At 56.5% G+C, this 13,852-nt stretch carries 13 protein-coding genes; 11 read left to right on the top strand and 2 right to left on the bottom strand.

Annotated elements, in window-relative coordinates:
• Positions 1-226: hypothetical protein (locus VGE80_RS01375; RefSeq protein WP_440591398.1), on the top strand; the 226-nt coding region annotated here is incomplete at its 5' end.
• 114 nt (positions 227-340) lie between these two features.
• Positions 341-1,492, top strand: a complete 1,152-nt coding sequence (locus tag VGE80_RS01370; RefSeq protein ID WP_440591397.1) for an OprO/OprP family phosphate-selective porin — start codon at positions 341-343, stop codon at positions 1,490-1,492.
• A 31-nt stretch (positions 1,493-1,523) separates the two neighbouring features.
• Here the strand turns inward: VGE80_RS01370 and VGE80_RS01365 are convergent, their stop codons facing one another.
• On the bottom strand, positions 1,524-2,336 hold the full coding sequence (locus VGE80_RS01365) for an SDR family oxidoreductase (RefSeq protein ID WP_440591396.1): 813 nt from the start codon (positions 2,334-2,336) through the stop codon (positions 1,524-1,526).
• 464 nt (positions 2,337-2,800) lie between these two features.
• Here VGE80_RS01365 and VGE80_RS01360 point away from each other — a divergent pair, with 464 nt between their 5' ends.
• The 9 genes from VGE80_RS01360 to VGE80_RS01320 all read left to right on the top strand — a co-directional run bounded on the left by VGE80_RS01360 (position 2,801) and on the right by VGE80_RS01320 (position 10,503).
• Positions 2,801-3,274, top strand: coding sequence for a YhcH/YjgK/YiaL family protein (locus VGE80_RS01360; protein ID WP_373651270.1), 474 nt, complete (start codon positions 2,801-2,803; stop codon positions 3,272-3,274).
• A 235-nt stretch (positions 3,275-3,509) separates the two neighbouring features.
• Positions 3,510-4,154, top strand: a complete 645-nt coding sequence (locus VGE80_RS01355) for a 50S ribosomal protein L25 (protein WP_397570781.1) — start codon at positions 3,510-3,512, stop codon at positions 4,152-4,154.
• Between the two features lie 51 nt (positions 4,155-4,205).
• Positions 4,206-4,814 (top strand): aminoacyl-tRNA hydrolase, encoded by a 609-nt coding sequence (pth, locus tag VGE80_RS01350; protein WP_397570782.1) that lies wholly within the window; start codon positions 4,206-4,208, stop codon positions 4,812-4,814.
• A gap of 92 nt (positions 4,815-4,906) precedes the next feature.
• Positions 4,907-5,329 carry a 30S ribosomal protein S6 gene (rpsF, locus tag VGE80_RS01345; RefSeq protein WP_373651267.1) on the top strand — a complete coding sequence of 141 codons (423 nt, stop codon included), beginning with the start codon at positions 4,907-4,909 and terminating at the stop codon, positions 5,327-5,329.
• A gap of 44 nt (positions 5,330-5,373) precedes the next feature.
• Positions 5,374-5,883 carry a single-stranded DNA-binding protein gene (locus VGE80_RS01340; protein ID WP_373651266.1) on the top strand — a complete coding sequence of 170 codons (510 nt, stop codon included), beginning with the start codon at positions 5,374-5,376 and terminating at the stop codon, positions 5,881-5,883.
• Positions 5,884-5,988: 105 nt separating this feature from the next.
• Positions 5,989-6,492, top strand: a complete 504-nt coding sequence (rplI, locus tag VGE80_RS01335; protein WP_373651265.1) for a 50S ribosomal protein L9 — start codon at positions 5,989-5,991, stop codon at positions 6,490-6,492.
• A 286-nt stretch (positions 6,493-6,778) separates the two neighbouring features.
• On the top strand, positions 6,779-8,227 hold the full coding sequence (locus tag VGE80_RS01330; RefSeq protein WP_397570783.1) for a DUF1501 domain-containing protein: 1,449 nt from the start codon (positions 6,779-6,781) through the stop codon (positions 8,225-8,227).
• A 361-nt stretch (positions 8,228-8,588) separates the two neighbouring features.
• Entirely contained in the window at positions 8,589-9,695 is a 1,107-nt protein-coding gene (locus VGE80_RS01325; protein ID WP_373651263.1) for an LptF/LptG family permease, read from the top strand.
• A gap of 16 nt (positions 9,696-9,711) precedes the next feature.
• Entirely contained in the window at positions 9,712-10,503 is a 792-nt protein-coding gene (locus tag VGE80_RS01320; RefSeq protein ID WP_397570784.1) for a phosphatase PAP2 family protein, read from the top strand.
• Between the two features lie 678 nt (positions 10,504-11,181).
• On the opposite strand, the gene VGE80_RS01315 is transcribed toward VGE80_RS01320, so the two are convergent.
• Positions 11,182-13,852: efflux RND transporter permease subunit (locus VGE80_RS01315; RefSeq protein ID WP_440591395.1), on the bottom strand; the 2,671-nt coding region annotated here is incomplete at its 5' end.

Raw genomic sequence — 13,852 nt, 5'->3', positions numbered from 1 at the left:
AATTCCCAGTCAGGATTTTCGGGTTCACCAAACTGAAAGAGGCTTGCTCGAGCCTTCCGGGCCTGTTCCCCATCCATTCCACTACGATGGGACGCATCGCCCAACGGAGTTTGAACACATCGGTTACACCAACCCCGTCGGCCACCACGGTGAAGAGAGTCCTCCTGCGGCGGGAGGGGGATCGAAAGCAGCAGGGGGCGACCCGACGACGACCGGTCGAGCCTAGGAAGTCGGAAATCGGCACCTCGGGAAACTTACGCTGAAGCCTTACTACGACTTCGATGGAGACGGCTTCAAGTTCGTCACTGAAGACGGAGAGTACAGCTTTGGCGTGCGAGGCATGGTTCAAGTTGACGGCAAAGTGTTTTCCGACCCCGTTCCCGGAGGAATCGCCAGCGACGGCATCTATAATCCCCGCTCTCGATTCTATCTCGAGGGGAACCTGTCAAAGCCAATCCAGTACGAATTCTCGTTTCAGCAGACGTACGACAGCGTCGGCCTGCTCGATGCGTATTTAAACTTCAATTATGACCCTGCATTCCAGGTCCGAATAGGTCGCTACAAGACGCCGTTCACGTATGAATGGTACCGCATTCACATCTGGGATCTGCTTGCTCCAGAACGATCCCTCTTCGCGACCAACTATGAGGGTCAACGGCGTTTCGGGGCAATGATTTGGGGGACAGCCGCTGAGAATCGCGTGGAATACGCCGTCGGAACGTTTAATACGCAGCGAAACGGTTACCAGCCCTTCCACAACCTGCAGGACATGATGGCCTTTGTGAACCTCAAGCCTTTTTATAACGAAGATCGCGGCTTCGCTTTACGCGACCTTCAGTTTGGAGGTTCGGTCAACGCAGGTTACGAGAATCAGCCGACAGCACCGACCGCGTTGCGGACAAATAACGCCCCGACGGCTGCCGCGTTTGGAGACAGTGGCGCAGTCAACTTCGCAAGTCTTCCCTTCCTCGCCTTCACTCCTGGCGTTACCGAGCATGGATCACGCGCGTTGTGGGAAGTGCATTCGGCCTGGTACTACGGTGGACTGACCCTGCTCGGTGCCTATGAGGGGGGATCTGAAAGTTACGCCACCGCCACAGGCTCGCGGAGCCGGATTCCCCTCAGCGGTTGGTTTGCGCAGGCAGGGTACCTGATCACAGGCGAGACAATTCGTGACCGGACACTCGTCGATCCCATCCACCCCTTCGACCTGCGTCCCGGCCGAGTTGGATTTGGTGCATTCGAGCCCACCGCGCGCTACAGTGAGATGACACTCGATCAGCGAGTCTTCACCGAGGGACTCGCCGACCCGAAGCTCTGGACAAATCAGGCGCGGCTGGTGGATGTCGGAGTCAACTGGTACATCAATAAGTTCGTCAAAATCTATTTTGACTGGGAACATGCCATGTTCGCGACCCCCGTGACAACAGGAAAGGGAGGCGTCACTCAATCGAACGACCTTTTCTGGATCCGGTCGCAGCTCTACTTTTAAAACTTGGGCTGCTGACGCGCCGCCGGTACGATCACGTGTTCCCTTCCGCCGGTTTGGTCTTCGCATCCCGGTTCAGGCGTTTCTGCAGTCGAGTATTAACGTGAGCGAAATTATGGAGCCAGCGATCGTAGTCCTGAGTCTTGAACTGGAAGAACTCTTTGACTTCCGGTTGTGGCAGTACCAGGAATGTTTCGGCCTTCATCGCATTGAGAACGCATTCTGCCACATGCTCGGGAGTGACCGAGCTTAAATGCAGAAATTGATGAACCGGGTCCTCAAGGTCCAGGAATTCCGTGGCAACCCCGGCAGGACACAAACAGGTCACCTTTAAACCCCGATTCCGATAGTGCACGGAGAGCCATTCCGCGAACGCGACCGCTCCGTGCTTAGTCACGGAATAGGCTGCCGATCCGATTTCCGTCAGCAGTCCAGCGGCGGAAGCCGTGATGACAAATGCTCCCCCTCCTTGTTCGATCATGGCGGGGACGGTCGCGCGCGACAGATAGACGTGGGCCATCAGGTTAATCTGCCAGAGTCGGGTCCAGTCTTCATCAGGCGTCTCAAAACCTCCCTTGGAGGTGACACCTGCATTCGAGATGACGACGTCGATGCGTCCGAATTCGGCACGCGCCAGATCTACCGCTGCACGAATGTCGCTTTCACGCCCTACATCACAGGCGACACTCACTGCCCCCAGTTCCGCAGCGAGAGCTGCCGCTGCTGCTTCGTCACGGTCAGCGATCACAATTCCATTCGGCCGTTCTTCCTTGATTCGCCGACACAACGACTGACCAATCCCGCGGGCACCCCCGGTGATCAGGACAACGCGATCCACCAGTTCCATTCTGGATCCTTCCTCTTTTCCGCAAGTCGCCTGGACATCCCTCTTATCCACATGCTCGTCAGAACAGTGTCGATTGTCTCGAGCGAGAATTGGGACGTTTTACGGCCTCGTAGCCCCGGTTCCTGTCTCCTGCCAGTCAGACGCCTGCATTCGCCAGGCGCTTGCAGGATTCGCCGCTTGCCGCTCGGATTCACGCAGTCGGTTCTTCCCATAACATCCTGCTCGTCTGCCGGAATGCCTGATCGGGTTCTAACAGGGAGGCGAGGTTCGGGGATATACCAAAGTTTTCGGGAGACGATTGCGCTGGATTAAGTCGGGTTGGCAACCTACTCTTTCGGGCACCGCAGCGGGCCCCACCGATGAGCCGGAATTGACTGACGTCGACATTCCGGGCAGTGTGGAGAAACTGCCGTCGAAATGCCGCATCATTCATGGCTCTGATAACCGGGTGACAAGGTCGAATCATGATTACGGATCACATCAGCAATCACGCGAAGTACGGTCATTTGCCTGCAGCCCTGCTGCGAGCCATTGAGTATCTCGGCAGCACCGATTTCACGTTTGTCGAAAGCGGCCAGTACGAACTCGACGGACGGAATATCGTCAGCATGGTTCAGCGATACAAAAGCAAGCTGCCCCATCAGGCCGTCTGGGAATCCCACCGCAAGTACATTGACGTGCAGTTTGTCGCGGGTGGACACGAGCGATTCGGCCATGCCCCACTGGCCACGGCTCCGGCCGTCAAGACACCCTATTCGGAAGAGAAGGACGTCATCTTCTACGAACCAGGGCAGCAGACCTACGATGCCCCCATGGGAACGTTCATGATCTTCTATCCTGACGACGTACACGCTCCTGGACTGGCGGCCGGAACACCCCCTGTGGCCAGCGAAGTCGTTAAAGTCGTTGTCAAAGTTGCCGTTTCTGCCTGTCAGTGAAGAATGAAGTCGTCTGGACAAGCGCAGTCGTTCGGTCATCCTCAGACCGAAATGACTTTTTTTTGCAGAAACCCTCTGATTGGGCAAAAACAATTCCGTTGACGGATCTGATTGCGTTGCAGGGTACTTCGACCTTCGTTACACTATTCGGTCCTCGCGTTTGCCGTATTCGTGGGCAAGGCCCCCACATTGAACTGGCGACGAGTTTGAAATTAACTTCAAGGTGCGTGTTTTCATGTCGAAGGAAGCAAAGTTAGTCGTCAAACCGCGTGCGGAACAAGGTTCTGCAGCATGCCGACGGTTACGATGGAGTGGGCAAGTTCCCGGCAATATCTACGGGCATAACGCGCCGCCAGTTTCTGTCGTGATCAGTTCGGAAGCATTGACGCCTGTTCTCATGTCGGGTGCCAAGGTTGTCGATGTCGAACTGGACGGAAAAGTCGATAAGGCCGTTGTCCGCGAAATCCAGTGGGATACGTTCGGCAGAAGCATCACCCATTTCGACCTGCTGCGGGTCGACCCGAACGAACGCGTTAACATCGTCGTTCCGCTGGAAGTCAAGGGGACGGCCCCCGGCGTCCTGCTGGGTGGTGTGCTCGAACAAGTCTTGCACTCCATCACCATCGACTGCCTCGCCTATCAGATTCCTGACTCGATTCCAGTTCGCGTTGGATCGCTCGAACTTGGAAAAGCGATTCACGTTTCGGACCTGGTCCTGCCAGAAGGTTCACACGCTCACGCCGCACAGGACGCGATCGTCGTTCACGTTGTGCAGGCGAAGGTGCAGGACGAAGTCGCAGCAGCTGGCCCAATCGAACCAGAAATGATTGGTAAGAAGCCTGCCGCTGAAGCTGAGGCAAAGGACGCGAAGAAGAAATAGTCTGGGCACATCAAAAGAGCCAACACGTCACGGTCAACTCGGAATGACACCATGAAGCTGGTTGTCGGATTAGGCAACCCGGGGTCGAAGTATGAGGGAACCCGGCACAATGTTGGCTTTGATGTGATTGCCGAGTTAGCACACCGGTGGCATGCCGATCGCTCGAAACTTCGGTTCGAGGCACAGCTGGCGGATGGAAATTATCGAGGCGAAAAGGTGCTGCTGGCAGCGCCACAGACCTATATGAATCTGAGTGGACGAAGCGTTCAGCAGATCGTCAAGTTTTACCAGATTCCGTTGACCGATGTATTGGTTGTCTGTGATGACATGAACCTGAAGCTGGGGCAGCTGCGGCTGCGAGCGTCAGGATCTGCGGGCGGACAAAAAGGACTGCAAAGTATCCTGGATGTTTGCGGAACGGAAACGGTTCCCAGGCTGAGGATTGGAGTGGGGCGTCCACCCGAAAAGATGGATGCCGCTGCTTATGTATTGACGAAGTTTCGGAAAGACGAGCATACTGAGGTTGACGCGTCAGTAAGAATCGCTGCCACGGGAATCGAATTGTGGATTCAAGAGGGGATCACGGCAGCCATGAATGTCGTGAACTCTCCAATGCCTGATTCGGATTCGAATCACTCGGCTGGTAGAAGTCATCCGTGATTCCGCAAAAGAGTTTTGGGACAAACGCGGGTTTGATCTCGATAATTGAGCCATAAGAGCCAGATGCGATCGAAGATCTTGGGGAGAGTATTTTGACCGAGTACATGTACGAGGGGATGTTTCTGCTGGACAGCAACCGCTACGCTGCAGACCCTGATTCAACTCAGAAGGCAGTGCTGGGGATGCTTGAGCGAGTCGGAGCGAAGGTTGTCGCTTCCCGCCCATGGCAGGAAGGAAAGCTTTGCTATCCCATCGAAGGGCAGCGAAAAGGCTTGTATTATCTCGCCTGCTTTACGATGGACGGCGGCAGCATGATCGAGCTGAATCGCTTGAGCAAGCTGAATGAAGTTGTCCTACGGCAGTTGGTGCTGCGTCATCCAAAAGTGATTTTCGACGCCATGGTTGATGCTCTGACGCAACATGACGGCGCAATCCACAGCCCCGAACAGAAGGCTGATCGTGAAGCCCGTGGTGATCGTCCTGCGATCGAAGAGGGCGTTGAAGAAGCGCGATAGGTTTCGGTCTGGGCAGATCGCGTGGAGTATAAGGGAATCGAGAAATGGCAAGTTTCAACAAAGTGATTCTCGTCGGCAATTTGACGCGCGATCCGCAAGTGAAGTACACGACTGGTGGCACAGCAGTGACGGAAATCGGATTGGCGGTCAATCGTCGCTGGCTGGATAAGCAGTCGAATCAATGGAAAGACGAAACGACGTTCGTTGATGTCACCTTGTGGGGTCGGACGGCCGAAATCGCAGGGGAATACCTCGCCAAAGGGCGACCGGTACTCATCGAAGGTCGGCTGCAGTTGGATACCTGGGATGATCGGGAATCCGGGCAGAAGCGCAGCAAGCTCAGAGTTGTCGGCGAAAATATGACGATGTTGGGTGGCAAGGGTGATGGACAGGGTGGAGGGGGAGATTCCCGGTCGGGCGGTCGTCCGCAGTCGGCTGGCCCCTCACGAAGTGCTTTCGCAGAACCGAGCTTTGACTCGGGTGAAAGCTCAGGCGGATTCTCGTCCAGCTTTGATGATCACTCAGGATCCCAAGTCGACGATGTGCCGTTTTAGCGATTGTCGGGGATTGGAGTTCCTGACTGTAAATCGGATGGGAATAGGGGTTCCCAACCGGGATAGCGAATTGAAACCCGTGTGAAATTGTGACGGAATTTAAATATGGCTCGTAGTACTCACTCTGCTTCAGGTCGTCCCCGGATTTCTCGCCAGGTCGAGTTGTTGCTCGCCGCTGATGTCGAGCATCTGGGAGCCACCGGCGACATCGTTCGCGTAAAGCCCGGTTATGCCCGCAATTACCTGATGCCTAACGGCTTGGCCACCGTCGCAACGGAAGCCAACAAGCGGGCAGTCAAGCGCCACCAGGAAGCACTGGTCGAGCTTCAGAAGCAGAAGATGCAGGCTTTGCAGAAGCGAGCCGATGCCATTGGCAAGTACAGCGTCACGCTGGAAGCCAACGCCAACGAAGAAGGCCATCTGTACGGTTCGATCATGGGTCCCGATATCAGCAAGGCGCTCGTCGCTGCCGGATACCAGGTCGATGCTGATCACGTCAAACTCGACGGTCCGATCAAGGAACTCGGCATGTACACCGTGAAGATTCAGCTTCACTCCGAAGTCCGCACCGAGATCAAGGTGTGGGTGGTTCCTGCCGCCAAGAAGTAAAAGCAATCGCACATTTGTGCTGATGAAATTCGAAGCGACGTGTCCTGTGGGCACGTCGCTTTTTTTCGTGTTTCCAACACCAGGCTGGCTGCACCCGATGAAACCTCAGTCGCTTCCCGTCACTCGTTTTTGATGACTGAGCGATGACCCTTTGAATGATTTTTTCCAGTTTCGTAGAGAGCCATGAGGCCTGACGGGATACAATCAGCACCCCCTGATGGATGAGATGAGGCCTCCCCACCTGGGTCTGTTCCTCACTTTCCTGGCTAACGTAGTGGAATTCCGCATGGCCCGACTCCCAGCCCCGACGATTCCTGTATGCCCCGGACGTGTGACAGGTCCGTTGACCCGCCGGGAAATGCTTTGCACGGCGGCCAACGGATTTGGCTGGCTCGCTTTCGCTGGAATGATGGGGCACAGTACGAGCACGTCCGCCGGCACGGAGTTCTTGCGGGTCCCCCAGCCGGATTTCCGGCCGAAGGTGAAGAACGTGATCTTTTGCTTCATGGACGGGGGCGTATCACACGTTGACTCGTTCGACCCGAAACCGAAACTCGCCGATCTCGACGGCCAGTCGTTCACTGACTCAAAAAACCCGACCGCCAATGGGAATCGACAATGGCTGAAAAGCCCGTGGGAATTCTCACAACACGGGGAAAGCGGCATGCCGGTCAGCAGCCTATTTCCTCATATTGCCCGCTGTGCAGATGACATTGCCGTGATCCGTTCGATGAAGGCAGATCTGCCCATCCACTCCACAGGCGTCCTGTTCCTGCATACGGGTTCGAATAACGCCGGACGGCCCAGCCTCGGTTCCTGGGTGAATTACGGCCTGGGTTGCGAAAGTCAGAATCTGCCCGGATTCGTGGTTCTCAGTTTCGGCGTTGTACCGTGCGGCGGACTCGAGACTTTCTCGAATGGATTCCTGCCCGCCAGTCATCAGGCAACACTGCTCCAGGCCGATGGAAACCCGATCGACAACATCCAGCCGGGTGATCGTGATTCACGAATCCAACGAGCAAAGCTGGCTCTGCTGAAATCACAGAATGCTGCGTTTTCAAAACAACTCGGGGGCAGCGATGCCGTGGAATCGGCAATTCGAAACCATGAGATGGCCTTCCGCATGCAGTCGCTCGTCCCCGATGTGCTTGATCTCTCGCAGGAAACCGAAGCGACACACGCCCTCTATGCCATCAATTCACAGGTGCCATCACAACGACTGTATGGCATCCAGTGCTTACGTGCCCGCCGCTTAATCGAATCGGGTGTCCGTTTTGTCGAAATTACCTGCCCGCCCGGCGCCTCGAACGGTACTTGGGATCAGCACGGCGATCTCAAGAAAGGGCATGAAAAGAACGCGCTAGATACCGATCAGGCCATCGCCGGTCTGATCACCGATTTGAAACAGCGAGGCCTGTTCGATGAAACGCTGATCGTCTGGGCGGGGGAGTTTGGACGGACACCTCATTCTGCGGGCCGCGATGGACGTGACCATCATCCCGAAGGATTCTCGGTCTGGCTGGCAGGGGGAGGTGTTAAAGGAGGGTCGATTTACGGAGCCACCGACGAACTCGGCATGCACGCGGTGGACGGCGTCTGTACGATTCACGACCTGCATGCCACCATCCTGCATCTGCTCGGCCTGAATCACGAATCATTGACGTTCCGCTTCAGCGGCCGCGACTTTCGACTGACCGACGTGCACGGAAGCGTGGTCCACGAAATCCTGACCTGACGTACTGCACGGCCGTAATCTGGGTAAACCTTAATCTTTGCACCCGTTTCTCAAGACTCAGGATGCGAACTTCCCGCATGATCGCTGGAGTCTACGTGCTCGCAGTGCCGAGTTTTCCTGCTGACGCCTGGTCCATCGCCTCCCATACACCCCGCGTGAATCAACGTGGACATGCAAGGATGAGGTGAGCCGCGAGATCGTCACATCCTGCGGTGACCAGGCGAACTGAGAGGCACGGGAAAACATCTTGACCCATTTTTGGCTTTCCCCTGTAATCCGCTGCAATTGTGGACAATTAGCAGAACAGGCTTGATTGCAGTTTCGTTCATCCTGGCAAGACATGACTTATGACCGCTACTTGATGAAAAGCTTTCTCCACACGTTCGGCGTGTGCTTTATCACCATGTTCGGGCTGGTCGCAGTCATCGACTTGTTCGAGAACCTGGATGAACTGCTGGAAATCAACGGCGACAATGGCACCTTCGGGTTGATCCAACTGATTGTCACGCTGAACGCCTATCGTTCGATTCTGTTTCTGGATCGTGGCGGAGCGGCCCTGACGGTCATTTCTGTCATGACAGTTCTCATCCTGCTGCAGCGAAGTGGTGAACTCCACCCGCTTCTGGCGGCCGGGATTCCGATGTATCGCATTCTCAGGCCGATGGTCTTCGCAGCGATCGGCGTGAATTGCCTGCTGGTTTTTAACCAGGAATTCCTCGTTCCACGCGTTGCATTTCGTGAACACGAGATTCGCCACCAGAACGACCTTTCACAATCCCAGGTCGAATCGCTGACGGACCACCGAACGCGCATTTCGATCGACGGAGAAACGGTCAGGGTCGCCGATCGAACAATTGAAAAGCCGTTCTTCACGCTCCCGTCCCCCAGCCTCGTCAACGAGTTGACGATTCTCAAGGGTCCGACGGCGACGTTCTATCCCGCGAAGGGGAACCGCCCCGCCGGTTGGTTGATCAAAGATGTCGTCTCCAATCCTCCCCTGGCCGACGTGGAACGGATTCTGACGGATCGGGGTCGCGAATTGGTTGTCGTTCTTCCCGGAGAACGTGTGTTTGTCGCGTCGGCGATCACCTGCGATCAGCTCTTCAAACGAAGTTCGAGCTTCACCTCGCTGTCGACCTGGGAACTGCTGGAGCGGATTCGCTGTCCTGCCTTCGGTTTCGCTTCTGTGTACCGGATTGTCCTGTACGTCCATTCCAGGTTCATGCAGCCCATCCTCAACGTAATTGCGGTTCTGCTCACGATTCCGTTAATGGTTCGTCGAGAAAGTCCCGGCCTGGCGGTGGATTCGACTTTATGCGGGTTTGTATTGGCCCTGCTTTTTGCCGTCACTCAGGGATTTCAATCATTGGGGGCAAGCTACGTCATCTCACCGGAGATTGCCGCCTGGGCGCCTGTCGTATTCGGCGGAGCACTTTCCGCCTGGCTCTCTGGCGTGATCCGCACTTGAGTTGGGATGAATCACCATGAATGACACCCTGATCAACCCTGCGCATTCGCGCGACGCCATCAACCTTCGTTCTGATTTCTCGTCGCCACACACGGTCACAGCAGCCGGACGGAAGAGTTGGCCCGTATGGCGTCCGCTCATCGCGACGCTTCTGGTCAGTCTGTTGATCCGAATCTGGGACGTTGACCAGCACGTCTCTGCGATGTTCTATGATTCAGGAAATGGTATCTGGCCCTTCGAGCGGGCTCACCCCTGGCTCTGGTTCTACCGGAATGGAGTCATTCCGCCGATCGTTGTCGGCGTCGTCGGTGCCGTCGTGGCGGTCTTCGGTACCCACTTGCTCCATTCTAAGGATCCCCTGAAGATCAAGCAGTTTCGCCTGAGTGGACTGTTCCTGGCGCTGCTCTTAATCATCGGGCCGGGTCTACTGGTCAACGGATTCCTCAAATCCGTGTGGGGGCGGCCACGACCCGTTCAATGCACGGTTTTTGGGGGTGATAAACAATTCCTGCCCGTCGGTGCGTGGGGGAGTGATCGCTTCCCGAATTCGTCATTTCCATCTGGTCACGCAGCGGTCGCGTTTTATTTGATCGGCCTGGGGTTTGTTGTCAGTCCAAAACGTCCGTGGTTGCGTCGCGCGTGCTTTGCAGGCGGTCTCATCTACGGCGTTGCCATGGGATTTACGCGTGTTCTTCAGGGAGGTCATTTCACGAGCGATGTGGTCTGGGCCGGCGCTCTGACCTACCTTGTTGCGGTGGCCCTGTCGCGGATGCTGATTGATCACGACGAACAGCCTGCCAGCACCTGACTCCTGCCCCGTCGCAGTGGAAAAACCGCGCGTCGACGCGTTTCGCGATCGATCTCTCGTGAAAAGAGTCCGTGACCACCTGCCAGTCCGAGCCGATTTCAATCGCCCTGCACATAGCTCTGTCTGACTCTCTCAGGCACCGGCATCGAGCCAGTAACCAAACTCAATGGCCGGGCAACGACCATTGAGTTTGGAGTTTCCCGAGTTCACGTTGAGCCATGAACGGCCCTGCCCCGGACTCGCCCACACCAATTCACCGACCACGATTACGCATGATTCTAACTCACGTAAGGCGCTCAGGTTGCATGGCTTCGCGACGACCGGGGCGGCGTTAACCGAAACAGGGTTTCCTCCCGATCAGCGACGATCCCGCCCGTTCGCAGTCGCCGTGTCCGAGGATGTTCCGTCTGGACTCCGTGACACCGAGGTCGCCTCAGCCCGAACGCATCCCCCTCCTCCGAGGCATTCTCGCGTTCATCAGAGCATCGGAACAGCATCGAGCACGCTCACTCATCGCGAGGTGACTGGAGTGCTGCGTCCTGCCGGTTTCACTTGGCTGCAATTACAGTCACGAATTTCCGGACTCCGTCTCACGGCATGAGACAGGCCGGTTAATGAGCGTTTGGAAGCCCACTCGGAAGCCTGCTCGCGCTGAAACGGGCCGGAGATCAAAGGCCTCTACGCCGTCGGTCGGCCCTTCTTCCGTTTGGGATCGACCGGGTGGTGATGAGGTTTTGGTACAGCTACGCCCCGTGCCACAGGCTCTGCCTCGGCAACAGGAACGATGACCGGCAACTCCGCCGATGAGACTCCAGAAGCGCTTGCGGCCTGCTTCGGTTCAAAAAACCGGCCGAAGGGCCCCGAAACCAGTTGAGGGAGCAGCACCAGATCACCGAGAAGTGCGACCCCGATCATGCTGGCCATCAGGGAACCGAATCGGCTGATGAGGGTAAGCTCAGCAGGAACCAGAAGCAGCAGGCCAAAGCCGACAGCGGCGCTCGTCTGCAGAAGTGCGGGGCCGGAATGGACCATGGCATGGATGGCCGCATCACGACGACGGGATCCGTCGCTCATCGCACGCTTGAACCATGCAAGATAGTGCAGGGTGCCGTCGACAGCGATCCCGAGTGCGATGGAAGCCGTAATCATCGAGCCGATATCAATCCGCTGTCCCATCCACGAGGCAGCCCCGAACACCACAGTGATCGGCAACAGATTCGGAATCATCGCAATCAGGGCGGCCGGGAAGCTTCGCAACGTGATCGTAAACACCACGAAAATCAGGGCGAACGCCAGACCAAAACTGCTGATCAGACTTTCCAGAACTGCATGCTGCGTCTGAACAAACAGAGGGACTTTGCCCGTGATCAAATGGTGGGAGCCAGCTTGCAGCTTCAAGACTTCCTGCGCCATTTGATGCAAGTCTGCCAGGATCTTCTCGAACGAATTCTCGGTCATGACGTTGACCTGGGCTGTAATTCGCCAGAGCTCATCACCCGCCTGGTTGAGGCGATGGTCTCCCGGCTGATGCAGATCGTGGCTCTGTTCGGCGACCGAATAGAACGACCGGGCACCAGGAATTTCCCCATCGCGAATGCGTTGCTGGATGATCGTGGCCCGCTTCTGATGCTTGGTCCTGACGATAAAACTCGCGTCTTCAGGTGGTTGTTCGCTCACCGGCTGAAAATCTGCCAGTGAGACCGACCCACTGATCTCGGGGTGACTCCACATTTTTTCCTGGATCTGACGTACCAGTTCCATACGGTCGAGGAACGTCGAATCTCGCTGTGCCTGCTCGTCAAAACGAATCACCGTTTCAACGGGCATCACACCACCCAGATTGGTTTCAATGAACCAGTAGTCCTGAGCAATCTGTGACTTTTCGGGGAAGTAGCGGATGACTTTCGTCTCCGTCTGCATCTTCGAGATTCCCCAACTGAGCGCTACGGCAACGGCGATTACCAGCAGCGACTGCAAACCAGGGTGCACCGTCACGATCCGACCAAAGAATCGCCAGCCCCCTTGATCAGACGGCTTTTCCCGGGGAATGGGACCTGCCCACATCTGCATCAGGGCAGGCAAACCATAGATAATCATTAACAGCGAGAACATCGTTCCGCAGGCGGCGTAGAGGCCGAATTCACGAACGGGAGAAAGCTCACTGGTGGACAGCGAGATCAGACCAATTGCCGTCGTCAGACTTGCGAGTGAACAAGGTGACCACGCCGACCGGATCGACTCGACAATCGCCGAACTTTCGTCAGCGCTGGCCGCGTGCTTCCAGTAATTCACAACGTGGATCGCCCCCGAAAGGGTCAACACGATCAGCAGCGTGGGCATCACGCTGAGGATCATGTTCATCGAGCCCCCGGTGAAAGAGATCAGAGCGAGAGCACCGAATGCGGTGAACATGGCGACAAACAGGATCATCGACGCCAGTCGCACATTTCGCACAAGAACGTAGGCCATCAAAGCGCTGAACAGGGCCGACGACAGCAGGACCGATCTGCGATGAAATTGAATCAGCGGATACGACGTGTTCCAGATTGCCTTGCGGACTTCCGAGTTTAACTCGTTGGCGGAAATGATACTTCCGGTCATGTGCAGTGTGCCGGCAGGAATTCCGGCCACATCACAGATCGCGCGAATCGAGGCGATCGTCTCGGCCTTGTCAGCCAGTCCCGCCTCCGAAATTCCGACGGCGAGTGCCACCGGTGAGCCCAGCACGAAAAAGCTGTCTTCAACCAGCGCTGACCCTTCGCCCCACTCGGGAACATACTGTTTCAGCCAGTTGGCGATATCGGCCGTTTCAGGGCTGCCGATGCGGATCCCTTTCCAGGAAATTTTCAGGTCGTGATCGACTGTGGCCTCTTCGAGAGGAGTTCCATCGACGGCCACAACAACCGGTTGTGTCGGTTCGCTGGTTCCCCCTTCTTCTGCCACGGGGCCGGGAATGGCCACGAGCGGTGACAGATCGGGATCGGCCTCGTGGATCACCAGTTCCAGACCGAATTTTGAACGGGTGGCGAGTTGAAGCTCGCGTCTGGTCTTCTTGATGGCCGAGCGGCCTACTTCTGTCAGCCGTAGCCTCAGGGGACCGACTCCCAGCAGCGTCCCTTCGAGACGACGGGCGGCGTCCTGCGCAGAAACGCCGTTCTCCTGCATCACGTTCAGCGCCGCTCGAGGATCGAGAACGCTGGAAACGTAAGGAAGGCCACCCCGTTTTGTTCCCTGGGCGTCGGGCTTGCCCAGCAGTTGATCGACGAGTCGTTCCAGCCGGGGATCGTTGATGGAACTTCCCTCCCACGTCAGCAGGATTCGTTCCTCGATCGGAAACTCTTCATGCGTC

This window comes from Schlesneria sp., assembly GCF_036405755.1.
Taxonomy (GTDB): Bacteria; Planctomycetota; Planctomycetia; order Planctomycetales; family Planctomycetaceae; genus Schlesneria; species Schlesneria sphaerica.
The sequence above is the reverse complement of the archived record's forward strand: the minus strand, read 5'-3'. Positions and strand labels throughout refer to the sequence as shown.